The organism is Oceaniserpentilla sp. 4NH20-0058 (assembly GCF_040371755.1).
Taxonomy (GTDB): domain Bacteria; phylum Pseudomonadota; class Gammaproteobacteria; order Pseudomonadales; family Oceanobacteraceae; genus Bermanella.
The window spans coordinates 500,287-523,767 of the sequence record NZ_BAABWE010000001.1 but is presented as its reverse complement, the minus strand read 5'-3'; the positions used below and the strand labels follow the sequence as shown (position 1 = coordinate 523,767).

Sequence of the window (23,481 nt, the reverse complement as noted above, 5' to 3'; positions counted from 1 at the left end):
CTACTGCATTGAGTGACAAACGCAAGTTTGTGTCTGACGTTGAAACTTTGTTTTAACAGATGAAGCGCCCGTAGCTCAATCGGATAGAGCATCGGCCTTCTAAGCCGAGGGTTACAGGTTCGATTCCTGTCGGGCGTACCAGCCTTTGGTAGAGTAGTATTTGTGGTGACTGTAGCTCAGTTGGTAGAGCGCAGGATTGTGATTCCTGTGGTCGAGGGTTCGATCCCCTTCAGTCACCCCATTATTTCTGTCTTGAGTAGTCCAATTGGGTGCTTGGGACAAAAATGTTATGCGGATGTGGTGAAATTGGTATACACGCCAGATTTAGGTTCTGGTGCCGCGAGGCGTGAGAGTTCGAGTCTCTCCATCCGCACCATTTGTTTTCTATTGCAAATGGTGCTTTATTAGATCTACTGTATCAACTCTTTGAGTTGACCTCTGTTGTGCGGGGGTGGTGAAATTGGTAGACACGCCAGATTTAGGTTCTGGTGCCGTAAGGTGTGAGAGTTCGAGTCTCTCCCTCCGCACCATTTACTTCTAGTAAATGACTTCTTCTATATTTTTATCTCTGTATTTATTTCACTTGGTTTGCGTATTGATTACTGCGCTAATGTTTTTATTTGAGTCTGTTTTTTACTGCTTGGTGTTGGAGTCTCAGTAGTAGGCTTGAGGTGTCCAGTTTTCCGTGGCCGTCGTTTTGCAATTCTGTATAGAGCTTATTCACAATACTGGTAATCGGTAGGTCGGCGTTAATGTCTTGTGCGCTAGCGAGGCAGATCTCTAGGTCTTTTTTCATGTGGTCTACCGCAAAGCCAAAATCATATTCTCCATTGTTCATGGTTTGATGGCGGTTCTGCATTTGCCATGAGGATGCGGCACCTTGGCTGAGGGTGTTCATGACTTTGTCCATATTAAGGCCTGCTTGTTGGCCAAAATGCATGCCTTCGGCAAGTGCTTGAATTAAGCCTGCTACACAAATTTGATTGACCATTTTCGTGAGTTGGCCTGAGCCTATTTCTCCCATGTGGGTGAAAGATTTACTATAGCTTTGGGTGGCTATTTGAGCTTTTTCGGCTGCAATTGGATCTCCGCCACACATGATGGTGAGTTGCCCATTTGTGGCACCTTGTTGGCCGCCAGACACGGGGGCGTCCACGTAATCAATTTGAAGTGCATTGAGTTTTCGGTGCATTTGTTTGGCTAAATCACTGCTGGTAGTGGTGTGGTCGATGACCAGAGTCCCGGGCTTTAGCGAGTTTGCGGCCCCTTTTTCTCCGAAGATGAGTTGCTCTACATCTTGGTCGTTCCCAACACATAAAATTAGTACTTCGCATTCTTTGCACGCTTCTTCGGCGCTAAGGGTTATTTTATGGTTCGGGTGTTGTTTTATCCATGCTTGCGATTTGCTATAGGTGCGATTGTAGATGGTTAGGTCGTGCCCAGCTTGGCTTAGGTGGTTGGTCATTGGTGCGCCCATGTTACCTATGCCGATGTATGTAATTTTCATGGTGTCTTTTTGTTTGTCACTTGTTTTTAGGCATAAAAAAACCGCACTGCGAGCAGGGCGGTTTCTTTCACTGTTTTACAATGTCACGGTGTGATTACTTTTTAGGGTATTCGCGTTTATCGTGACCAGTGTAAAGCTGACGCGGACGAGCAATACGGTATTCGTTACCGATCATTTCGTTCCAATGTGCAATCCAGCCTGGTGTGCGGCCAGTTGCAAAGATTACAGTGAATAGCTCAGTTGGAATGCCAATGGCTTTTAGAATGATGCCTGAGTAGAAGTCTACATTAGGGTATAGACCGCGCGCTTTGAAGTACTCGTCTTCAAGTGCGATTTTTTCAAGTTTCATTGCCATTTTCAGCTGAGGATCATCTTCTAGACCAAGTTCGGCCAGTACTTCGTCACAGGTTTTCTTCATTACTACGGCGCGAGGGTCGTAGTTTTTGTAAACACGGTGACCAAAGCCCATTAGGCGGAAAGGATCGCTCTTGTCTTTGGCTTTTGCTAGGAATTCATCGATACGAGTTTCGTCGCCGATTTCATCAAGCATTTTAAGTACAGCTTCGTTTGCTCCGCCGTGTGCAGGACCCCAAAGGGCTGCAATACCAGAGGCAATACATGCGTACGGGTTAGCGCCAGTTGAGCCAGCCATACGAACAGTTGATGTTGATGCGTTTTGTTCGTGGTCAGCGTGTAAAAGGAAAATACGATCCATTGCGCGAGCAAGTGTCGGGCTGATTTTTTTCTCTTCTGCTGGTGTGTTGAACATCATGTGAAGGAAGTTTTCAGAGTAGCTCAGGTCATTGCGCGGATACATAAACGGCTGACCTTGGTTGTATTTATAAACCATTGCAGCCAATGTTGGCATTTTCGCGATTAGACGATGCGCTGCGATTTCACGGTGCTTGTCATCATTGATGTCTAGCTGATCGTGATAAAACGCTGAAAGTGCGCCAACTACACCGCACATGATGGCCATTGGGTGTGCATCGCGACGGAAGCCATTGAAGAAGTGGGCTAGTTGCTCGTGCACCATTGTGTGGTGTGTGATTGTATCTACGAATTTTTCTTTTTCTTCGGCGGTTGGTAATTCACCGTGAAGAAGTAGGTAGGATGTTTCTAAGAAGTCTGAGTGTTCTGCTAATTGCTCAATTGGGTAGCCGCGGTGAAGAAGTACACCTTTGCCGCCATCAATGTAAGTAATTTTAGATTCGCAAGAAGCGGTGGAAACGAAACCCGGGTCATAAGTGAACTTGCCAAGACCGGCTAAACTTCGAACATCAATTACGTCTGGGCCGATAGTGCCTTCGTAAATTGGCAGTTCTAAGGTTTCATCTAAACCATCAATTTTTAACTGCGCCTTTTTGTCAGCCATGAATGGCCTCCTATCTGCTATTTCTGATACTGGTATTTAAATTGGTTTAAATACCCTCAAATTTCGAGCAATGAACGCTCTGTACCGTTGCAAAGATGGCCAACTATAGAGCCAAAATAGTGATTGTCAATTATTGACCATAAGTTACTTTGCGAACTTAGGTAAAACTGACTAAACATTGATCTATTCTGGGTTTGTAAGCGTAAATATGTACTAAATACGGATTTTAAGTGTAGGTGCTTATTTGTATTTAACAATCACTGTGTCTATAATTCGGCGCGTTTGCGAAGGCACTAAAAAGACCCGTAAGTTCGCATTATTATTGATAAAAGTGCACAACGATCGAGCCTGCCCACATAAGCTCGCTTCATTTCGAAGCGTGAGAGAGAGTGTAGAGAACCGTGAATCAACAACGACCAATAAATCTAGATCTGACTAAGTTCAGTTTTCCTTTACCTGCATTAACTTCAATAACCCACCGTGTGGCGGGTGTGATTTTATTCGTAGGTGTTATTTTCCTGTTATGCGCCCTTAGCTGTTCTTTAGAGTCAGCAGAAGGTTTTGCTACCACGAAAAAATCCATGACTACCGGTTTTGGTAGTTTCATTACTTGGGGCTTACTAGCCGCATTAGCATTCCATTTTGTAGCGGGTATCAAACACCTTCTTATGGATATTGGCTTTGGCGAAACAAAAGAAAGTGGTTTTTATGCTGCTGTCTTCACTATCGTTGCTTCAAGTATCTTAATCATCCTTGCAGGAGTTTGGGTATGGGCGTAAGTGTAACTAACTTCAGTCGCAATGGTTTGTCTGACTGGATACTCCAACGTTTTTCAGCGGTTGTATTAGCTGTTTATACTGTTTTTATGGTTGGGTATTTATTAGCGAACCCGAGTTTAGATTATGCTCAGTGGAAAGAGTTTTTCTCTTGCACGGGTGTTCGTATTTTCACTCTTTTAGCGTTAATTTCGACGGTTGCTCATGCTTGGATCGGCATGTGGACCATTTCAACCGATTACTTTAAGCCTGCTGCTCTGCGTTTCGTATTCCAACTCGTTTGTTTCTTAGCGATGTTTGTATACTTCGTTTGGGGCATTGACATTATTTGGGGTGTATAAACAATGTCTAATAGTATTCGCACAATGACATATGACGCCATCGTAATTGGTGGCGGTGGTGCAGGCATGCGTGCTGCGCTGCAGCTTACCGAAGCAGGTATTAAAACCGCTTGTGTAACAAAAGTATTTCCTACGCGTTCTCACACAGTATCTGCCCAAGGTGGTATTACGTGTGCAATCGCTTCTAACGATCCAAACGATGATTGGCGTTGGCACATGTACGATACCGTTAAAGGTTCTGATTATATCGGTGACCAAGACGCGATCGAATATATGTGTAAAGTTGGTCCTCAGGCGGTATTCGAATTAGACCATATGGGTCTGCCTTTCTCTCGTACAGAAGAAGGCCGTATCTATCAGCGTCCATTTGGTGGTCAATCAAAAGATTTCGGTAAAGGCGGCCAAGCAGCTCGTACTTGTGCAGCAGCTGACCGTACTGGCCATGCACTTTTACATGCGCTCTATCAAGGTAATTTAAAAGGCGGTACTACCTTCCTTAACGAATGGTATGCCGTAGATCTTGTTAAGAATGAAAACGGCCAAGTAGCGGGTTCGATTGTTATTTGCATCGAAACAGGTGAAACCGTTTACATTCAAGCCAAAGCTACAGTGCTTGCTACTGGTGGTGCTGGACGTATTTACCAGTCTACTACTAACGCATTGATCAATACCGGTGACGGTATGGGTATGTCTTTACGTGCTGGCGTGCCTGCACAAGACATGGAAATGTGGCAGTTTCACCCAACAGGTATTGCAGGCGCGGGTGTGCTTGTAACCGAAGGTTGTCGTGGTGAAGGTGGTTACTTAATTAATAAAGACGGCGAGCGTTTCATGGAACGTTATGCGCCTAACGCGAAAGACCTTGCTGGTCGTGACGTTGTGGCTCGTTCTATGGTTATGGAAATCCTTGAAGGTCGTGGTTGTGGCCCTGAAGGGGATCACGTAATGCTTAAGCTTGATCACCTAGGTGAAGAAACGCTTAACGCTAAATTGCCTGGTATTCTTGAGCTATCTCGTACGTTTGCTCACGCTGATCCTGTTAAAGAGCCAATTCCAGTTGTACCGACTTGTCACTATATGATGGGTGGTGTACCGACGAACATTGGCGGTCAGGCAATTACTCAAGACGAAAACGGTAACGATAAAATTATCGAAGGTTTATACGCTTGTGGTGAAGCTGCTTGTGTATCTGTACACGGTGCAAACCGTCTTGGTGGTAACTCGCTACTTGACCTTGTGGTATTCGGTCGTGCAGCAGGTTTGCAAATTGAAAAGAGCTTCCGTGAAGGTTTCGATTCAATTGATCCTCGCGAAGAAGACATTCAACGTGCAATGGCTCGTTTAGATCGTCTAAATAACTCAACATCTGGTGAAGATGTTGCGCAAGTTCGCGCAGACCTTCAAAAATGTATGCAACTTTACTTCGGTGTATTCCGTGAAGGTGAAGCCATGCAAAAAGGTCTTGAGATGTTGAAAGAAATTGGTGAGCGCGTTAAAAACACTTACCTTGAAGATAAGTCTTCTGCTTTCAATACCGCACGTATCGAAGCTTTAGAATTAGATAACCTTTACGAAGTGGCTCTTGCTACGGCAATTGCAGCAGAAGAGCGTAAAGAATCTCGTGGCGCTCATGCTCGAAATGACTTCACTGAGCGTGATGATGAAAACTGGTTGTGCCATTCATTGTATTTCCCGCAGGATCAAAGCATTAAGAAACGTGCTGTGAACTTTGCGCCGAAGACAATGGACGCGTTCCCACCAAAAATTCGTACATATTAAGAGTGGGGAGAGAGAATATGTTGCAAGTTAGCGTTTATCGTTACAACCCTGAAACAGATGCTGCACCCTACATGAAAGACTATCAGGTTGATACTGGTGGTAAAGACTTGATGGTACTGGATGTTTTGGCTTTGGTTAAAGAGCAAGACACGTCTTTGGCATATCGTCGTTCATGCCGTGAAGGTGTGTGTGGTTCTGATGGTCTTAACATTAATGGTAAAAATGGTTTGGCATGTGTGACGCCATTATCTGAAAGTGTTAAGGGAAATAAGTTAGTATTGCGTCCATTACCTGGTTTACCGGTTATCCGTGACCTAGTAATTGATATGAGCTTGTTCTATCAACAGTTTGAGAAAGTGAAGCCTTTCTTACAAAACAATACACCAGCACCAGCGATTGAGCGTCTTCAGAGCCCTGAAGAGCGTGAAAAGCTAGATGGTTTATATGAATGTATCCTGTGTGCATGTTGCTCAACTTCATGCCCATCATTTTGGTGGAATCCAGATAAGTTCATTGGGCCTGCTGGTTTGCTTCAAGCATACCGTTTCTTGGCAGACAGTCGTGATACTGCGACCGCTGAGCGTTTGGATGGGTTGGATGATCCTTTCAGCGTCTTCCGTTGCCGCGGCATCATGAACTGTGTGAATGTGTGTCCTAAGGGGTTAAACCCAACCCGTGCAATAGGCCACATTCGCAACATGTTGTTGTCGAGAGAAATTTAAATAAAAGGGGCTTTATGCCCCTTTTATTTATTCGTAGTGTGCATTTTTTAAGTTAATTGTCTTAAAAGACAAAAAAAATTATAAAAAAAAGGTCCATTAGCATCATATTTGCTAGGCTGTAATAAATAGATCAAACAGGGAATCGGGAAACCCCCGAATTACTTGAAGAGCTTCAGGCCATACCCGGCCATCTGTCGATCCACGCAGGGGAGTTTGAAAGGTAATATCCCTCGAATTAAATTAAGGTGGTTTTGTCATGCACGAAGGCTCGATGGAGCAGCTATGGAGTACGTCCCAACTTGCAGGTGGGAATGTAGCCTACATAGAAGAGCTATACGAAGTATATTTAACAGATCCCAATGCGGTATCTGAACAATGGCGAAGTTATTTTGCTACGTTACCCCGAGCAGAGGGCGGGGCGTTAAATGATATCCCTCATACTCCTGTAAAAGAACAGTTTGTACTGTTGTCTAAAAACCAGCGTCGTTCTGGTGGTGCAACTCAAAGCCAGGTGTCTAGTGGCTATGATCAAAAGCAGTTGCGCGTTTTTCAACTTATTAATGCTTATCGCTTCCGTGGCCATCAACATGCCAAGCTTGATCCATTAGGGATTATGGAGCGTGAGCAGGTTCCCGATTTAGACCTACGCTTCCATGAATTATCAGAAGCGGATATGGATAGCACTTTCCAGACTGGCTCATTATTTATTGGTAAAGAAGAAGCCACGTTGGCTGAAATTGTAGATGCCTTAGATGCCACATATTGTCAGACCATTGGTTCTGAGTTTATGCACATTGTTGATACAGCAGAGAAACGCTGGTTTCAACAACGCATTGAAACTGTGCGCTCCAAACCTGAATACAGCGAAGAAGCCAAAAAGCACTTGCTGGAACGTTTAACCGCGGCGGAAGGTTTAGAGAAATATTTAGGCTCAAAATACCCAGGTGTTAAGCGTTTTGGTTTAGAAGGTGGTGAATCTCTTATTCCAATGATGGATGAAATTATCCAACGCTGTGGAACTTACGGTGCCAAAGAAATCGTTATAGGCATGGCGCACCGTGGTCGCCTTAACCTATTGATTAATACTCTGGGTAAAGCGCCATCTGATTTATTTAATGAATTTGATGGTAAAGCCTCGTTCGATCACTCTGGTGACGTTAAATACCACCAAGGGTTTTCATCTAACGTATTAACTCCTGGTGGGGAAGTTCACTTAGCACTTGCGTTTAACCCATCTCACCTTGAGATTGTATCGCCAGTGGTTGAGGGTTCAGTTCGTGCTCGCCAAGATCGTCGTGGTGATCCTATTGGTGAAACCGTAGTGCCAATTGCTATACATGGTGATTCTGCGTTTGCAGGTCAAGGTGTGGTAATGGAGACGTTCCAAATGTCTCAGACACGTGGTTATAAAACCGGTGGTACCATACACATTGTGGTTAACAACCAAGTAGGTTTTACCACTAATAAGCGTGAAGATGTACGCTCTACTGAATACGCAACAGATGTTGCTAAAATGGTTCAAGCTCCAATTCTTCATGTGAATGGTGATGACCCAGAAGCGGTATTATTTGTTACGCAATTAGCTGTAGATTACCGCAATGAATTCCATAAAGACGTAGTAATTGATTTAGTTTGTTATCGTCGTCGTGGTCATAATGAAGCGGACGAACCGTCAGCCACTCAGCCTTTAATGTACAAAGTTATCAAAAGCTTAAAAACCACTCGTACTTTGTACGCTGAAGAGTTGAATGATTCAGGCGTAGTGAGTGATGATGAAATTAAAACCATGGATGAAGATTACCGCAATGCCTTAGAAGAAGGTAAGCATGTGGTAAAAAGCTTGGTCACTAAGCCTAACTCAGAAATGTTCGTAGATTGGGCACCTTACCTTGGTCATGATAATGACGTGACGGTACCCACTACATACGATTTGAAAAAGCTCCAAGATCTTGCTATTAAACTACAAGAAGTACCTGAAGGATTTAATGTCCAACGTCAGGTAAATAAAATTCTTGAAGACCGCCGTAAAATGGCTGCGGGTGCTTTAGCGATTAACTGGGGTTTTGCTGAAACCATGGCATACGGTACCTTGTTAGATGAAGGTTACCCAATTCGTTTAACTGGGCAAGATGTTGGTCGTGGTACCTTCTCTCACCGTCATGCGGTTTTACATAATCAAAAAGATGGAGCATCTTATTGCTCACTTCAAAATATGAGTGATGATCAGCCTACCTATACCATTCATGACTCTTTATTATCTGAAGAGGCTGTACTTGGTTTTGAATATGGTTACTCAACCACAACGCCTAACATGTTGGTTATTTGGGAGGCGCAATTTGGTGACTTTGCTAATGGTGCTCAAGTGGTTATGGACCAATTCATTTCCTCCGGTGAACACAAGTGGAGCCGCTTATGTGGTTTAACTATGTTGTTGCCACATGGTTATGAAGGACAGGGCCCTGAGCATAGTTCTGCTCGTTTAGAGCGTTACTTGCAATTGTGCGCTGAGCATAACATGCAGGTATGTGTACCCTCGACTCCGGCACAAATATTCCATTTGTTACGTCGCCAAGCAATTCGACCTTTACGTAAGCCTTTAGTGGTTATGTCGCCTAAGAGTTTGCTTCGTCACAAAGAAGCTATTAGTACATTAGAAGACTTAGCTCATGGTGGCTTTCAAAATATTATTCCAGAGGTGGATGATGTAAAAGCAAAAGCCATCACTCGAGTGGTTTTGTGTAGCGGTAAGGTTTATTACGATTTACTGGATCGTCGTCGCCAAGAAGAAATGGATCACGTGGCAATTATTCGTATAGAGCAGTTATACCCCTTCCCAGAAGACGAGTTATATGATGCTATTTCTTCTTACAAAAATTTAAAAGAAGCGTTCTGGTGTCAGGAAGAGCCTATGAACCAAGGGGCATGGTACAGTTCTCAACACCATATGCGCCGTGTGGTTGATCGTCTTGATCCAAAACTGAACTTAGATTACGCAGGACGTGATGCTTCTGCAGCACCTGCGGCAGGTTACATGGCGTTGCACTTAGAACAACAAGAGCAATTGATCAAAGATGCACTGGGCTTATAAGCTCCAGCGACGAAGGAATTGAATGATATGACGATTGAAGTTAAAGCCCCGGTTTTCCCTGAATCAGTTGCCGATGGCACCATTGCAACTTGGCACAAACAGCCAGGTGAATCTGTTAAACGCGATGAATTACTAGTAGATATCGAAACCGATAAAGTGGTTTTAGAGGTTGTTGCGCAATCGGATGGCGTAATTAAAGAAATCCTAAAAGCCGAAGGCGAAACTATTTTAAGTGCTGAAGTGATTGCAATTTTTGAAGCGGGTGCTGCCGGGACAGAGGCCGCTCCTGCTCCATCTACGGAGACCGCAAGCGAATCAGCAGCTAACGCTGACGACTTAAAGGTCAACCCTGCTGCTCGTAAAATGGCAGAAGAAAAAGGGGTAGACTTGGCAGATGTGAAAGCCTCTGGCAAAGACGGCCGTATTACCAAAGAAGATGTTGTAAACCACCTTAAGCAGCCAGCTCCAGTAGCGCAAGCACCAGCGGCACCTGCTGCGGCAGTACAGGCCCCTGTAGCACCTACTCCTGTAGCAGCTCCATTAGCGCCTGTTTTTGCACCGGGTGACCGTGCAGAAAAACGTGTTCCAATGACTCGTTTACGCTCTACCATAGCTAAACGTTTAGTTTCGGCGCAACAAAATGCGGCCATGTTAACCACTTACAATGAAGTGGACATGAAAGCAGTAATGGAACTGCGCAAGCAATACAAAGACGCTTTTGAGAAAAAGCATAACGGCGTGCGCTTGGGCTTTATGTCGTTCTTTGTGAAGGCGGCCACTGAAGCACTAAAACGCTTCCCGTCAGTGAATGCCTCTATTGATGGTAATGACATTGTTTACCATGGTTATCAAGATATTGGTGTAGCTGTTTCAACAGAAAAAGGCTTGGTTGTACCTGTACTTCGTGATGTTGATGCTTTAGGTTTAGCAGATATTGAAGCGGGTATTTTGGATTATGCACTGAAGGCTCGTGACGGCAAACTTGCAATCGAAGAGATGCAAGGTGGCACGTTCACCATCACAAATGGTGGAACTTTTGGTTCATTAATGTCGACTCCAATATTAAATCCACCACAAACGGCTATCTTGGGTATGCATAAGATTCAAGATCGACCTGTGGCTATTGATGGCCAAGTGGAAATTCGTCCCATGATGTACCTAGCATTATCGTATGATCATAGAATGATCGATGGCAAAGAAGCGGTTCAGTTTCTAGTGACCATCAAAGAGCTGCTAGAAGATCCAGCGCGCATTTTGCTGGATATTTAATCGCTAAAAATAAGAAGGCCTAGTGCAATCTAGGCCTGACTTCACTTTTTATTATGCTTTGCTACAGGCGTAAAAGGAAAAATCATGGATAAGTTTGACGTTATCGTAATTGGTGGTGGTCCTGGTGGTTATGTTGCTGCGATTCGTGCAGCTCAATTGGGCTTAAAAACCGCGTGTATTGATAAGTGGTTAGATGAAGACGGTAAAGGTGTATTTGGTGGGACTTGCTTGAATGTAGGTTGTATTCCTTCAAAGGCGCTTTTAGACAGTTCAAGCAAATATGAAGAAGCAAAACACAATTATGATGTTCATGGTATTTCTATCAAGGATATCAAAATTGATGTGCCTGCAATGATTGCACGCAAAGAAAAAATAGTTAAAAACCTCACTCAAGGTGTGGCAGGGTTATTCAAGTCTAATGGTGTAACACCGTTAGAAGGCTTTGGTAAATTACTGGCAGGTAAAAAAGTTGAATTTACTAACCATGCTGGAAAAACCGAAGTACTTGAAGCTGAAAATGTAATTATCGCAACAGGCTCTATTCCAGTTGAGATTCCACCTGCGCCATTAACAGAAGGTGTGATTGTGGATTCAACCGGTGCGCTTGAGTTTTCCGAAGCGCCAAAGCGTTTGGGTGTAATCGGCGCCGGCGTGATCGGCCTAGAACTTGGCAGTGTTTGGGCTCGATTAGGAGCTGAGGTTACTGTTCTTGAGGCTCAAGACAAATTCCTGCACCTAGTTGACCAGCAAGTAGCCAAAGAAGCAGCTAAGCAATTTAAAAACCAAGGCTTAGACGTTAAATTAGGTGCGCGTGTAACGGGTACAGAAGTTAAAGGCAAGGGTAAGAAAAAAGAAGTTATCGTTTCTTACTCAGATAGCGAAGGTGAAAAAACCATTACGTTTGATAAATTGATCGTAGCGGTTGGCCGTCGTCCATACACTGAGAACCTATTATCAGGTGATTCAGGTGTTAACTTAGATGAACGTGGTTTTATCTTTGTTGATAATAAATGCTCAACTGATGCCCCTGGTGTTTATGCAATTGGAGATGTAGTGCGTGGCCCTATGTTGGCGCATAAATCCTCTGAAGAGGGTGTGATGGTCGCTGAGCGTATTGCTGGCCATAAAGCTCAGGTAAACTACGATTGCATTCCATCTGTTATTTATACTCACCCAGAAATTGCTTGGGTAGGTAAGAGTGAAGATGAATTAAAAGCTGCAGGGGAAAAATACAATGTTGGTACATTCCCATTTGCTGCAGTTGGTCGCGCAATGGCAGCGAATGATACGGCTGGCTTTGTAAAAATTATTGCTGATGCTGAAACTGACACCATTTTAGGTGCTAGTGTCATTGGCCCAAGTGCTGGTGACTTAGTTCAACAAGTGGTTATTGCAATGGAGTTTGGTTCAAGCGCAGAAGATTTAGGTATGATGGTGTTCTCCCACCCAACCTTGTCAGAAGCGGTGCACGAAGCGGCTTTAAATGTAAATAATCACGCCATTCATAAAGCGAATAGAAAGCGCAGATAATAGAAAAGTTGTGCGAAAAATAAACTGACTAGTTTAATTACTAGTCAGTTACCGTCTTATTTCCCTTGGTTTTACCCCGAAAGTGTTATTTATATTTTGTTTTTGATATAACAAAATTGTATATGACACATTGATGGTTTTTGGTGTGTCTTTTTCCATAATGAAGCACGACGAGGTCATCATGAATTTACATGAATACCAGGCTAAGCAGCTTTTTGCCGCTTATGGTTTGCCTGTTTCTCAGGGGGTGGTAGCCAGTACGCCAGAGGACGCTGAAAAAGCAGCAGACAATGTACCGGGCAGTGCATGGGTGGTTAAAGCACAAGTGCATGCTGGTGGTCGTGGAAAAGCAGGGGGCGTTAAGGTTGTTTCTGATAAATCAGACATAAGAGCCTTTGCTGAACACTGGTTAGGGAAAAACCTAGTTACCTATCAAACCGATGCAGGTGGTCAACCTGTTAAACAAATCCTAATCGAAGAATGTACGGATATTGATCAAGAATTGTATTTAGGTGCAGTGGTTGATCGCGCTTCACAACGTGTTGTGTTCATGGCATCAACAGAAGGCGGCGTTGAAATTGAAAAAGTCGCCCATGAAACCCCAGAAAAAATTCTTAAAGCCGAGATAGACCCACTAGCAGGTGCTCAGCCATACCAAGCCCGTGAGCTGGCGTTTAAGTTGGGTTTGAAAGACCATCAAATTAAGCAATTCACTCAAATCTTTTTAGGCCTATCTAAATTATTTTTCGAAAAAGACTTAGCATTGTTGGAAATTAACCCATTAGTGATTACCACTGAAGGCAATCTTCACTGCCTAGATGCCAAGATCAACATTGATGGTAATGCGCTTTATGCCCATAAAGACATTCAAGCTATGCATGATCCATCTCAAGACGATGCGCGTGAAGCAGAGGCCGCCAAGTGGGAGCTTAACTATGTTGCACTAGATGGCAATATTGGCTGTATGGTGAACGGTGCGGGTTTAGCCATGGGCACCATGGACATAATCAAATTACACGGTGGTGACCCTGCAAACTTTTTAGATGTTGGCGGCGGTGCTACAAAAGAGCGTGTGGCCGAAGCGTTTAAAATTATCCTTTCTGATAGTAATGTAAAAGCCGTATTGGTGAATATCTTTGGTGGTATCGTTCGTTGCGACATGATAGCCGAAGGCATAATTGGTGCAGTAAAAGAAGTGGGCGTAAAAGTACCAGTGGTGGTTCGCCTAGAGGGTAATAATGCAGAATTGGGTTCGCAAAAGTTGGCACAAAGCGGTTTAGATATCATTGCTGCAACCAGTTTAAAAGACGCTGCTCAGCAGGTAGTAAATGCAGTAGGGGGTCAATAACATGAGCATTTTAATCGACAAAAATACCAAAGTTATTTGCCAAGGTTTTACTGGCTCACAAGGTTCATTTCATTCAGAGCAAGCCATTGAATACGGCACTAAAATGGTAGGTGGTGTGACCCCAGGTAAGGGCGGAACAACTCACCTTGGCTTACCTGTATTTAACACAGTAAAAGAAGCGGTTGAACAAACAGGCGCAGAAGCATCCGTGATTTATGTGCCTGCGCCATTTTGTAAGGATTCTATTTTAGAAGCGGCCAATGCTGGTATTCAGTTAATTGTATGTATCACAGAAGGTATACCGACTCTGGATATGATGATTTGCAAAATCCGTTGTGATGAACTGGGTGTCACTTTAATCGGGCCAAACTGCCCCGGTGTGATTACTCCCGGCGAATCGAAAATCGGCATTATGCCGGGTCACATTCACAAGCCGGGTAAAGTGGGTATTGTCTCCCGTTCAGGTACTTTAACCTATGAAGCCGTTAAACAAACAACCGATTATGGTTTTGGCCAGTCTACGTGTGTCGGCATTGGTGGCGACCCGATTCCGGGTTCAAGCTTTATCGATATTCTTCAGCGTTTTCAAGATGATCCTAAAACAGAAGCCATTGTTATGATTGGTGAAATTGGCGGTTCAGCCGAAGAAGAAGCGGCTGCTTACATTAAAGCGAATGTGACCAAACCAGTTGTGTCTTACATTGCTGGGGTAACGGCTCCTGCAGGTAAGCGTATGGGTCACGCGGGGGCGATTATCGCTGGCGGCAAAGGAACAGCAGCCGAGAAATTTGAGGCCTTAGAGGCGGCAGGAGTGAAAACCGTTCGCAGCCTTGCTGATATAGGTGAGGCGCTCAAAGAAAAAGCCGGTTGGTAAGAATTAGCCCTCACATAGAGGGCTTTTTTTTGTCTATTTTTTATTAATCTGCTTTATATCATGGTTCTCATTAAATTTAGGTGTAGTGTGATGAGTGAAGTATGCATTCACAATACAATCAGGAGAGCATTATGACATTACAAAAACATGGGTTAACCATAGGCATGGAGCGTGTGGGTGAAGCGGTGTTCTTATCTTTAAAGGTGCAAGGCAAATTAACCCATGATGATTACCAAACGATCAATCCCATGTTAGACAGTGTTCTTGCACAATTGAATGAGCCAAAAGTCAAAGTGTTTATTGATGCTAGCGAATTGCAAGGGTGGGAATTAAGAGCCGCTTGGGATGACCTTAAACTTGGTTTAAAACATGGTAATGAGTTCACGCATATCGCCATTTATGGAAACAAAAAATGGCTGGAGTTAGCGGCTAAATTAGGCGCATGGTTTACCAAGGGTGAAATCAAATACTTTGAAGATCATGACGAGTCCTTGCTCTGGTTATCCTCTCATTAATACGTGAGTTAAAGTATGTCGGTGAAGCCATTGCATATAACATTTTCTTTGACCATTTTAATCTTACTTTTAATTGGTTGCAGTCCAAAGCAAGTGGAGCAAGCCTACGGAGTGCTTGAGCGTGATCGGGTTGTTTTAACCGCCACCGCCAATGAAATCATCACATCTTTGCCGGTGGCCAGAGGGAGCCACGTCAAAGAGGGGCAAGTTTTGGTTCAGCTGGGGACATTACAGCAGAATGCGAAACTTGCCAGGGCCAAAGCGGAATCAGCCAAGGCTGAAGCATTTCTATTGAAATTAGTGAATGGGGAGCGTCGAGAAGACATCGCCTTTGCTCAAGCGCAATTACGCCATGCTCAAGTCAATTTAATTGAAAGCAAAAAAAAGTATCAGCGAGTGCTTGGTTTAATAGAAGAGAGCCTCACGTCATACGCACAGAAAGACACAGCTCAAGCACAAAGAGATGCGGCACAGGCCGATTATCACTCATCTAAAGAAAAACTCGACAAGCTAATTAGTGGTGAACGTCCAGAAGTTATTAAACAAGCACAAGCCTCACTCGAAGCAGCAGACGCGGAAGTGACCTTGCAACAATCCATACTTGATGATTTAACCGTTGTGGCGACTCGTGGAGGAATACTCGACAGCCTGCCGTTTAATGTCGGTGAGCGAGTCCCGCAAAATGCCATCGTTGCGGTCATTCAAGCCGACTCCGTTCCCTACGCTCGGGTTTATATCCCTGAAAACAAAAGAGTGGGCTTAAACGTCGGCGATGTTCGCATGTTAAGTATTAATGGTGCTGACTCCTCAATAGAAGGGCGAATTCGTTGGATTGCATCCGAACCCGCCTTTACCCCTTATTACACGTTAAGTGAAAGTAGCCGTTCGCGATTAATGTACCTTGCCGAATTCTCCCTGCCAGAGTCTGCCAGTGCGTTACCCAGTGGCATTGCGGTGAAAGTGAGCTTGTAATGACAGAGTCAGCCATCAAAGCCACCAACTTGACTCGACAGTTTGGTGATTTTACCGCAGTCAATAAACTGAACTTGAGCGTTTCTAAGGGGCAGATTTATGGTTTTTTAGGTCCTAACGGCTGCGGTAAATCAACCACCTTGCGCATGTTAACCGGATTACTGAAACCGACCTCGGGTCAAGTTAGTGTACTGGGGTTATCCATACCGGAATGTGCTGAGCAGTTACGACTTCGTGTCGGTTATATGACCCAGAAATTTTCCCTGTATGATGACTTAACCGTCGAAGAAAATTTAAAATTCATGGGGGAAATATTTGGCTTGAGTGGGCGAATATTAAACAAACGCATCGCACAACAAGTATCCGTTTATGGATTAAATAAACGGCTAAAACAACGAGTGTCTAGTATGAGTGGGGGTGAAAAACAAAGATTAGCGTTATCAGCAGCCACTATTCACAACCCTGATGTTTTATTACTCGATGAACCCACTTCGGCGGTGGACCCTGAGAACCGTCGCGATTTTTGGGAGAAATTATTCGACCTTAGTGATGTTGGCACAACCATTTTAGTCACTACACATTACATGGACGAAGCTGAACGTTGCCACGGTCTTGCCATCATGGACAAAGGTGAAATCAAAGTCGATGGACCACCAGAGAAACTGATGCAAAACATGGGCGTAACTGTGGTAGAAGTGGAAACGGATCAGCCCAGACAACTGAAACAAATACTTTTATCCTTACCGCAAGTACGCTCGGTTGCGCAATTAGGTGTGCGGCTACGGGTACTCGTAGATGAAACCATTACAGAGCCAATTAACTGGCTAATTGGGCAGTTGCCAACGCTACACAACGCTCAGCTGAGTTTGGCGCGACCCAGTTTAGAAGATGTATTTGTAAGTGCTACAGGTGAGGCCCACAAATGATATTAAGCCTGTTGCGCATGAAAGCCATCATGCAAAAAGAAGTGCGTCAACTGACCCGTGACCGCATTACCTTTGCCATGGTGGTCATGATCCCCTTGATTCAACTTTTGCTATTCGGCTATGCCATCAATACAGAAATCAGAGACATCCCCATTGCAATCGTTGATCAAAGTGAATCAGAAGTAGGGCGAATCATTGCCGAGGCGGTCGAAGTCACGCAAGTGGTGACCATAGTGCAACGTTACGCCACCGTACATGAGGCCCAGCAAGCTATAAACGACGGCACCGCCAGAGCTGTATTAATATTACCTTCGGATTTGACACAACGCATTGCACAAAAACGCACATTAGGACAATGGCTAGTGGACGGATCAGACACCATGATCAGTGCTGCCATCATGCAATTAAAAAATATGCCTTTGAATATGTTGATTAATTATCAAACAAGCCAGCCAGCCACGTTTGAGGTGGCCTTGTTTTTTAACCCTCAACGTCGCTCGGCGGTGAATATCGTACCGGGTTTACTGGCGGTGATTCTCACCATGACAATGATTTTATTTACCTCCGCAGCGGTAGTGCGCGAAAAAGAGCGGGGCAACATGGAGTTGTTGATCACGACCCCTGTGCATCCGATGGAACTCATGCTGGCGAAAATTCTACCTTATGTGGTGGTAGGGTTTATCCAAGTCATTATTATATTGGGTTTAGGATACTACGTATTTGATGTGCCCATTAACGGCTCCGTTGTACAAATTTTGCTTGGCACCTTGCTGTTTATTCTAGCCAGCCTAACTCTAGGTTTAATTATTTCAACCCGTGCACAAACCCAACTGCAAGCCATGCAAATGACCATCTTTATTCTGCTGCCTTCAATATTACTTTCAGGGTTTATGTTCCCCTATGAAGGGATGCCAGTACCTGCCCAATGGGTAGCCGAAGTATTACCGGCTACCCATTTTATGCGAGTAATACGGGGGATCATTCTACGAGGCGCTGATTTACTGGATGTGTGGCGTGATACCCTGTGGCTTATTTGTTTTACTCTATTGGGTCTAGTCGGGGCTTCATTGGGATTCAAAAAATCGCTGGATTGATGTGAAATATCATGCCTTCGTTGAAAGCTGGTTTTATTGTCAGTACGACAGTAAATATTAATATTTATTTTAGACGTCGAACTCCGTAGAAGGTGAGGGAGTCATGTACATACAAATGGTTCAGCCGTTTTGAATTCATGTTTTTAACACTCACGGCGCTCATTTTTCCTGAAGATAAGGTAAGACTTGTTGTGTTGGCTATTAAATAGACTGGTTTAATCCAGTGCTATTTTCTTATCATGGGTGTCAGGTTAAGTTTTTATGGTAAATGAGTTTGCATATGGGATAAATCTTCAATAATAATGTATCAAATATGCGGTATTGTAACCGCTCTCTTGTTTTATACTCGGTTGGCTTTATAGTCTGCTTAGTTGATCTTATTTAATAAAAAGACTAAAAGCTAAATTCAAGGAGAGAGAACATGTCACACGTTCAATGCAAAGAGAATAGTCCTCTTGTTGGGGAAACACTTGCCGAATATCGCTCTAAGCAAATGAGTGAAACTAGATGGGAAAATATTAATCAAGGTGTTTCAAATCAGGATCTTGATAATAACTTTGAGTTTTTAAATGCAGCGGTATTAAACAGAAGTGCCGATGATGAATTACTCCTCACAACAACAGGTATATTTGGGCCGATTCGCAGCGGAACAATCGTGAGTTTGGACATCGATACCAACAATTTAGTTGTGCAAAGTGAACAGGCACCCACCAACCCTGAAGCTACATTAATACATCGCCTAAATAGCCTTCATGATGAACGTACTGGAAAGCCACCTGCACCAACACAGGCTTTGGAAGTCAATGGATATTGGACAGCTGCCGTGGACGGAGCGGGCATTGTTACGGACAAGTCAGCCAATGTGTTTGGCAGCACAGGGCAGTTGATTTGTGATACCGATGAATTGAAATTTCCTTTGTTACAATATGGGTCTAGCGAAGCCTCACAAGCAGAATACCTAGATGCTCTGGCGTACTATGGTGGAACATTAATTAAACCAAATGAAGAATTTGCCTTAGGGTTTAATCAAGACCTTTGGGGCATTCAATATGACCAAAAGCTTCCGCAGTACATTACTAAATATCAGTTTGGTGCAAAAAAAGCCGGTGGTTTATTTGTAGAGCACCATCCTTTCCCTCATATCTGGTTACCAGCACAAGGCAAAGACCCCGTCTTTAAACGTGAAACAGTTTCTCGGATTTTATTGGGCCGTCGACTAGATACTTCTCATGAAGACCCATACTTCCGTACAGTTGGCACTCAAAAGTTTCATTTCACCATGTTTGAGGTACCCGTGGGTGGATATGCTTTGGCGATTCGTCCGCAGTGTATTCACAATGATAGTTTTACCGATGGTGCACAGACCGTATTTTTAGCAAATACGCCAGCGAACACGGTGGCTTTACGCCAGAGTATGCCGATTACTAAGATGTCGGCTGGTGATACACCTGTAAATGAGTTAGAGAAGTAGTTCTGTTTAATTGAGGTGTTGATGGATAAATTGTGATTACCGTGAATGCCGCATTTAGTTATCGAAACGGGTCTGGTTTCCGATTGATAATGAAAAATTGTAGGAGGGCTGGGATACCCTCTGCCCGAAAGTGTGGAGGGAGTTGTCATTAGCGCGTAAGCGGTAATCCAATGACATATTCAAAAATTATCTATCATTAAAAGCGTCACGCGACCGTGTATTAAGATAAACAGTCGCATGACGTATATCCCCGAAATCAAGCATGATTAAGCTGATAATCAGTTAAAAGTACCAGTTACAAAAAATGGTAAGTAAATGAATAGATTGCGAGTGTACAAATGCTTAAGTGCGACCTAAAAAAAGGCACATGGAATTGACGAAATCACTTTTTATACCCCATGATTGCTGGATTAGAAAGGAATGTATGGCGTAAAATGTCCCGGCAAATACGTCATCTATAAAAAGCGTCTTGCGACGTTGAATAAACTGTTATATTTAAATTCATGTAAGGAATCTTGTTGAACTATTTCTATCTATATACAGGGTTAGGGGTTTTACTGATCACGGTTCTAGCAATGAACGTGACTCGAATTCGTTGGGTTCAAAAGATACCAGATGGTGACAATGACTATCTTCCGTTGAAGTTAGCTATTAGAACGCACATGAATAATCTAGAGCATATTGTACCGTTCGCCTTATTGATTTTTTCTCTTTCAGAAATAAAAATTGAGTCTATATACTTGGGTACGCTTGCTTTCGGTTTTATTTCACTACGAGTATTAAATAGTTACAGTATGCTGGCTTCTATATTTAAATTACGTGTTGTCACAGCAGACCTGACATATTTATTTGAATTTATCGGTTGTTTATTAGTTATTTGGTATGGGTTTTCAATATAACAAACGTAGGCAGGGCGACAGCTTTTCCGTTTCGCCTATCGGCTACACTACAAAGCTGCGCCTGCTACGGGCGTTAGCTGCCAGGCAGAATTTAAGTAAGGAGAAAGTTTGAAGTCACTGGATAGAGATAAAGTTGCTCAAAAACTAAGTGAAAAAGGTGCAACAAAGCCTTGTCATAGGTGCGGTCAAAATTCATTTACCGTATTAGAAGGGTATACGAATATCCAACTCCAAGATGACTTTAAAACAGGGCTTGTTATAGGGGGGCCAAGTGTACCTGTGACACATATCGCTTGTAATAATTGTGGTGCAATAACTTCTCATGCTCTTGGGGCATTGGACATGCTTCCTAAAGAGGAGGTTCCAGATGGAAAATAATGAGCAAGTAGCCAGTTTTAGTACGGGTGATGAGAGTAGGTTTGTTAATGAGCGTAGGTCAAATGTGAAATCTGACCTAATTGAAATAACAGAAGATAAACTAGAAAACATTCTAATCAAACATATCAAACGAATGGGAACTAGAAAAGGCTGGTTAGCTCCTTTAGGTTTATTTATTTCAGTTGTGCTGGCAAATGTCTCAGCTACATTTTCTGCGAAGTTTGGAATACCAGCTAGTACATGGGAAGCTATATTTATTTTGGCTGCAATAGGCTCTGGAATATGGCTTTTCGCAAGCCTTATTGTTATGTGGCTTAACTGGAAGGAAAGTACAACTGATTTTCTTATATGCAAAATTAAAGATTCAGATGAGAGTTAATTGCAGCTAACAAGCTGTTAAACAAGGAAAAAAACAGTTGGCTTTTGCTCCTTCGTCGCTAATTTTAGCCAACAATTTTTTGCCTGTTAACAGGGCGTTAACTCAAATGAAGGGTATCAAGATATGTCATTTTTAAGCGCACTGTTCTACGACAAGTGCATGAAGGCTACTGAAGACGCGTGTCTAATTGATTGGAGAAAGGATCTTTTAAAAGATATTAATGGCTCTATCTTGGAAATTGGTGCTGGCACTGGTGCTAGTTTAGAGCTTTATCCCAAAACTGATGGCTTACATATCACTCTATCTGAACCCGATAAAAATATGAGAGCTCAGCTTGAGGAGAAAATAACATCAAAAAAATTGAGCAATGTCTCTGTTTTACCTTGTCCAAGCGAGAGTATATCTTCTGACGATAACTCATATGATTATGTGTTTGCTTCTTTGGTGTGCTGCTCAGTAAATGATGTTAACGCTTCTCTTAAAGAAATAAAGCGTGTGCTAAAACCGGATGGTAAGTTTATATTCTTGGAGCATGTAGCAGCCGAGAGTGGATCAAATCGAAGAAAATGGCAAAACCGCTTGAATCCATTTTGGAAAAGATTAGCGGGCAATTGCCATCTAAATCGAGAAACTGAAAATTTAATTAAAGCCGCCGGATTTGTTTTAGAGGATGTCAAACGTGAGAGTATGCGCAAAGCCATGTCTTTAGTTAGGCCCACAATCCGCGGTATAGCGAGAATGAGTTAACAAGTGACTGTAACCAGCTACCAATATGGCGGCTGGCAAGGCGCTATTAACACTCCCCTAAATCTTTCATCAACAACGCAAACGGCGAATGGGAATATCCTTCCGGTTCCGGAATCATCACTTTAATCCCTGCACCTTGGGCGATTGGTTTTGGTTGGCTCTTGGTATCTAACATGCCTTGCACCACAAAGCGGAAGTTACCGCTAGGTGTCATGAGCTCCACTTGGTCGCCTTCTTCGAAGTGGTTTTTCACATCAATGCTGATGTAGCCTTGGTATTTTTGCTCGATTACTTCACCTACAAATTGTTGCTTGGTGCTTTCAGAGGTGCCCCGTTCGTAGTTTTGGTATTCGTCATGTACATGGCGGCGGTAGAAGCCTTCGGTGTAGCCGCGATTGGATAGGGCCTCCAAGGTGTCCATTAGTGACATATCAAAGGATTTTCCGGCCAAGGCATCGTCGATGGCTTTACGATAGGTTTGGGCAGTACGGGCGGTGTAGTAGTGGCTTTTGGTGCGGCCTTCAATTTTTAGCGAGTGCACGCCCATTTCCACTAGTTTTTGTACGTGCTGAATGGCACGTAAATCCTTAGAATTCATGATGTAGGTGCCGTGTTCGTCTTCAAAGGCGGGCATGTATTCTCCGGGGCGGCCCGGTTCCTCCAACAGATATACTCCATCAGTCGGCTCCCCTTCACCTAAGGTCGGTTTAAAACTGGGCTGTTCCGGCTGCCAGATTTGGGCGCTGTCTTTGGTGATGATGTCGCCGGTTTCACTTTCGGTGGCTTCATGGGTGTTGTATTTCCAACGGCAGGCGTTAGTGCAGGTGCCTTGGTTAGGGTCGCGCTTATTAATGTAGCCACTGAGCAAGCAACGACCAGAATAGGCAATACATAAGGCGCCGTGGACAAATACCTCTAGCTCCATTTCGGGTACCAGCATGCGGATTTCTTCGATTTCTTCCAATGAAAGTTCACGAGAAAGAATGACTCGTTCAATACCTTGTTTATGCCAAAACTTAACGGCGGCAAAGTTGACCGCATTGGCTTGTACGCTTAAGTGAATGGGAGTGTCTGGCCATTTTTCTTTTACCATCATAATAAGGCCGGGGTCAGACATGATCAGCGCATCGGGTTTCATTTGAATCACAGGTTCAATGTCTTTTAGGTAGCTGTGTACCTTTTTGTTATGTGGGGCTATGTTGCTGGCCACATAGAATTTTTTGCCTTGGTTGTGGGCTTCTTGAATGCCCAGATCTAGGTTTTCAAGGTCAAAGTCATTATTACGCACTCGCAGGCTATAGCGAGGTTGGCCTGCATAAACGGCATCGGCACCATAGGCAAAGGCATAACGCATGTTTTTTAGGGTGCCAGCGGGGCTTAATAACTCTGTTTTCATGGGGAATAGGGCAACTTACGAACAAAAGTGGCGTATTATGCCAACATATGATTTGCTGTTTTTGATCTTGATCAAGGTTTACTGTGGACGTTTAC

General features: G+C 43.6%; 21 protein-coding genes and 4 tRNA genes. 22 read left to right on the top strand and 3 right to left on the bottom strand.

Going from position 1 to position 23,481, the window contains the following annotated elements; genetic code table 11:
• The first annotated feature begins 64 nt into the window (after positions 1–64).
• The 4 genes from ABWV45_RS02435 (at position 65) to ABWV45_RS02420 (ending at position 530) form a co-directional block, all read left to right on the top strand.
• Positions 65–141: transfer RNA gene (locus ABWV45_RS02435), tRNA-Arg, on the top strand.
• Positions 142–165: 24 nt separating this feature from the next.
• Positions 166–241, top strand: a tRNA-His gene (locus ABWV45_RS02430).
• A gap of 50 nt (positions 242–291) precedes the next feature.
• Positions 292–376: transfer RNA gene (locus ABWV45_RS02425), tRNA-Leu, on the top strand.
• Between the two features lie 69 nt (positions 377–445).
• Positions 446–530: transfer RNA gene (locus ABWV45_RS02420), tRNA-Leu, on the top strand.
• Between the two features lie 86 nt (positions 531–616).
• On the opposite strand, the gene ABWV45_RS02415 is transcribed toward ABWV45_RS02420, so the two are convergent.
• Positions 617–1,507: an NAD(P)-dependent oxidoreductase gene (locus ABWV45_RS02415; protein WP_353348321.1), complete on the bottom strand. Its 891-nt coding sequence runs from the start codon at positions 1,505–1,507 to the stop codon at positions 617–619.
• 94 nt (positions 1,508–1,601) lie between these two features.
• Positions 1,602–2,882 carry a citrate synthase gene (gltA, locus tag ABWV45_RS02410; RefSeq protein WP_353348319.1) on the bottom strand — a complete coding sequence of 427 codons (1,281 nt, stop codon included), beginning with the start codon at positions 2,880–2,882 and terminating at the stop codon, positions 1,602–1,604.
• Between the two features lie 401 nt (positions 2,883–3,283).
• On the opposite strand from gltA, the gene sdhC reads away from it, so the two are divergent.
• From sdhC to ABWV45_RS02320, 18 genes are all read left to right on the top strand, one after another.
• Positions 3,284–3,661: a succinate dehydrogenase, cytochrome b556 subunit gene (gene sdhC / locus ABWV45_RS02405; protein ID WP_353348317.1), complete on the top strand. Its 378-nt coding sequence runs from the start codon at positions 3,284–3,286 to the stop codon at positions 3,659–3,661.
• Complete coding sequence (sdhD, locus tag ABWV45_RS02400; RefSeq protein ID WP_353348315.1) at positions 3,652–3,999, top strand: succinate dehydrogenase, hydrophobic membrane anchor protein; 348 nt, start codon at positions 3,652–3,654, stop codon at positions 3,997–3,999. The genes sdhC and sdhD overlap by 10 nt, the downstream gene beginning before the upstream one ends.
• Positions 4,000–4,002: 3 nt before the next feature.
• A complete protein-coding gene (gene sdhA / locus ABWV45_RS02395; protein WP_353348313.1) occupies positions 4,003–5,778 on the top strand; it encodes a succinate dehydrogenase flavoprotein subunit in 1,776 nt (591 codons plus the stop codon).
• Between the two features lie 17 nt (positions 5,779–5,795).
• Complete coding sequence (locus ABWV45_RS02390) at positions 5,796–6,500, top strand: succinate dehydrogenase iron-sulfur subunit (protein ID WP_353348311.1); 705 nt, start codon at positions 5,796–5,798, stop codon at positions 6,498–6,500.
• A gap of 256 nt (positions 6,501–6,756) precedes the next feature.
• Complete coding sequence (locus ABWV45_RS02385; RefSeq protein ID WP_353348309.1) at positions 6,757–9,588, top strand: 2-oxoglutarate dehydrogenase E1 component; 2,832 nt, start codon at positions 6,757–6,759, stop codon at positions 9,586–9,588.
• A 27-nt stretch (positions 9,589–9,615) separates the two neighbouring features.
• Positions 9,616–10,857, top strand: a complete 1,242-nt coding sequence (gene odhB, locus ABWV45_RS02380; protein WP_353348307.1) for a 2-oxoglutarate dehydrogenase complex dihydrolipoyllysine-residue succinyltransferase — start codon at positions 9,616–9,618, stop codon at positions 10,855–10,857.
• 81 nt (positions 10,858–10,938) lie between these two features.
• Positions 10,939–12,387: a dihydrolipoyl dehydrogenase gene (lpdA, locus tag ABWV45_RS02375; protein ID WP_353348584.1), complete on the top strand. Its 1,449-nt coding sequence runs from the start codon at positions 10,939–10,941 to the stop codon at positions 12,385–12,387.
• 181 nt (positions 12,388–12,568) lie between these two features.
• Positions 12,569–13,735: an ADP-forming succinate--CoA ligase subunit beta gene (gene sucC / locus ABWV45_RS02370; RefSeq protein WP_353348582.1), complete on the top strand. Its 1,167-nt coding sequence runs from the start codon at positions 12,569–12,571 to the stop codon at positions 13,733–13,735.
• Position 13,736: 1 nt separating this feature from the next.
• Positions 13,737–14,609, top strand: coding sequence for a succinate--CoA ligase subunit alpha (gene sucD, locus ABWV45_RS02365; protein WP_353348305.1), 873 nt, complete (start codon positions 13,737–13,739; stop codon positions 14,607–14,609).
• A 131-nt stretch (positions 14,610–14,740) separates the two neighbouring features.
• The gene (locus tag ABWV45_RS02360) at positions 14,741–15,124 is read left to right on the top strand and encodes a SpoIIAA family protein (RefSeq protein WP_353348303.1); all 384 of its coding nucleotides are present in this window, start codon (positions 14,741–14,743) and stop codon (positions 15,122–15,124) included.
• Positions 15,125–15,139: 15 nt separating this feature from the next.
• On the top strand, positions 15,140–16,096 hold the full coding sequence (locus tag ABWV45_RS02355; RefSeq protein WP_353348301.1) for an HlyD family secretion protein: 957 nt from the start codon (positions 15,140–15,142) through the stop codon (positions 16,094–16,096).
• Entirely contained in the window at positions 16,096–17,022 is a 927-nt protein-coding gene (locus tag ABWV45_RS02350) for an ABC transporter ATP-binding protein (RefSeq protein ID WP_353348299.1), read from the top strand. Before ABWV45_RS02355 ends, ABWV45_RS02350 begins: the two co-directional genes overlap by 1 nt.
• Complete coding sequence (locus tag ABWV45_RS02345; protein WP_353348297.1) at positions 17,019–18,116, top strand: ABC transporter permease; 1,098 nt, start codon at positions 17,019–17,021, stop codon at positions 18,114–18,116. Before ABWV45_RS02350 ends, ABWV45_RS02345 begins: the two co-directional genes overlap by 4 nt.
• Before the next feature lie 421 nt (positions 18,117–18,537).
• Complete coding sequence (locus ABWV45_RS02340; RefSeq protein WP_353348295.1) at positions 18,538–19,587, top strand: hypothetical protein; 1,050 nt, start codon at positions 18,538–18,540, stop codon at positions 19,585–19,587.
• A 518-nt stretch (positions 19,588–20,105) separates the two neighbouring features.
• Positions 20,106–20,486 carry an MAPEG family protein gene (locus tag ABWV45_RS02335; RefSeq protein ID WP_353348293.1) on the top strand — a complete coding sequence of 127 codons (381 nt, stop codon included), beginning with the start codon at positions 20,106–20,108 and terminating at the stop codon, positions 20,484–20,486.
• A 108-nt stretch (positions 20,487–20,594) separates the two neighbouring features.
• Entirely contained in the window at positions 20,595–20,864 is a 270-nt protein-coding gene (locus ABWV45_RS02330; protein WP_353348291.1) for a hypothetical protein, read from the top strand.
• A complete protein-coding gene (locus ABWV45_RS02325) occupies positions 20,854–21,243 on the top strand; it encodes a hypothetical protein (protein WP_353348289.1) in 390 nt (129 codons plus the stop codon). The genes ABWV45_RS02330 and ABWV45_RS02325 overlap by 11 nt, the downstream gene beginning before the upstream one ends.
• A 123-nt stretch (positions 21,244–21,366) precedes the next feature.
• Entirely contained in the window at positions 21,367–21,990 is a 624-nt protein-coding gene (locus ABWV45_RS02320; protein WP_353348287.1) for a class I SAM-dependent methyltransferase, read from the top strand.
• 46 nt (positions 21,991–22,036) lie between these two features.
• Here ABWV45_RS02320 and trhP read toward each other — a convergent pair whose 3' ends face one another.
• Positions 22,037–23,386 (bottom strand): prephenate-dependent tRNA uridine(34) hydroxylase TrhP, encoded by a 1,350-nt coding sequence (gene trhP / locus ABWV45_RS02315; RefSeq protein WP_353348285.1) that lies wholly within the window; start codon positions 23,384–23,386, stop codon positions 22,037–22,039.
• Positions 23,387–23,481: the final 95 nt, after the last annotated feature.

What these genes read in the sequence shown, in the direction of transcription:
- sdhD (WP_353348315.1), top strand. Translation starts at nt 3,652, where the DNA reads ATGGGCGTAAGTGTAACTAACTTCAGTCGCAATGGTTTGTCTGACTGG.
- ABWV45_RS02320 (WP_353348287.1), top strand. Translation starts at nt 21,367, where the DNA reads ATGTCATTTTTAAGCGCACTGTTCTACGACAAGTGCATGAAGGCTACT.
- sucC (WP_353348582.1), top strand. Translation starts at nt 12,569, where the DNA reads ATGAATTTACATGAATACCAGGCTAAGCAGCTTTTTGCCGCTTATGGT.
- ABWV45_RS02385 (WP_353348309.1), top strand. Translation starts at nt 6,757, where the DNA reads ATGCACGAAGGCTCGATGGAGCAGCTATGGAGTACGTCCCAACTTGCA.
- sdhA (WP_353348313.1), top strand. Translation starts at nt 4,003, where the DNA reads ATGTCTAATAGTATTCGCACAATGACATATGACGCCATCGTAATTGGT.
- ABWV45_RS02340 (WP_353348295.1), top strand. Translation starts at nt 18,538, where the DNA reads ATGTCACACGTTCAATGCAAAGAGAATAGTCCTCTTGTTGGGGAAACA.
- trhP (WP_353348285.1), bottom strand. Translation starts at nt 23,386, where the DNA reads ATGAAAACAGAGTTATTAAGCCCCGCTGGCACCCTAAAAAACATGCGT.
- ABWV45_RS02345 (WP_353348297.1), top strand. Translation starts at nt 17,019, where the DNA reads ATGATATTAAGCCTGTTGCGCATGAAAGCCATCATGCAAAAAGAAGTG.
- ABWV45_RS02415 (WP_353348321.1), bottom strand. Translation starts at nt 1,507, where the DNA reads ATGAAAATTACATACATCGGCATAGGTAACATGGGCGCACCAATGACC.
- gltA (WP_353348319.1), bottom strand. Translation starts at nt 2,882, where the DNA reads ATGGCTGACAAAAAGGCGCAGTTAAAAATTGATGGTTTAGATGAAACC.
- ABWV45_RS02355 (WP_353348301.1), top strand. Translation starts at nt 15,140, where the DNA reads ATGTCGGTGAAGCCATTGCATATAACATTTTCTTTGACCATTTTAATC.
- ABWV45_RS02325 (WP_353348289.1), top strand. Translation starts at nt 20,854, where the DNA reads ATGGAAAATAATGAGCAAGTAGCCAGTTTTAGTACGGGTGATGAGAGT.
- odhB (WP_353348307.1), top strand. Translation starts at nt 9,616, where the DNA reads ATGACGATTGAAGTTAAAGCCCCGGTTTTCCCTGAATCAGTTGCCGAT.
- sucD (WP_353348305.1), top strand. Translation starts at nt 13,737, where the DNA reads ATGAGCATTTTAATCGACAAAAATACCAAAGTTATTTGCCAAGGTTTT.
- ABWV45_RS02350 (WP_353348299.1), top strand. Translation starts at nt 16,096, where the DNA reads ATGACAGAGTCAGCCATCAAAGCCACCAACTTGACTCGACAGTTTGGT.
- ABWV45_RS02390 (WP_353348311.1), top strand. Translation starts at nt 5,796, where the DNA reads ATGTTGCAAGTTAGCGTTTATCGTTACAACCCTGAAACAGATGCTGCA.
- ABWV45_RS02360 (WP_353348303.1), top strand. Translation starts at nt 14,741, where the DNA reads ATGACATTACAAAAACATGGGTTAACCATAGGCATGGAGCGTGTGGGT.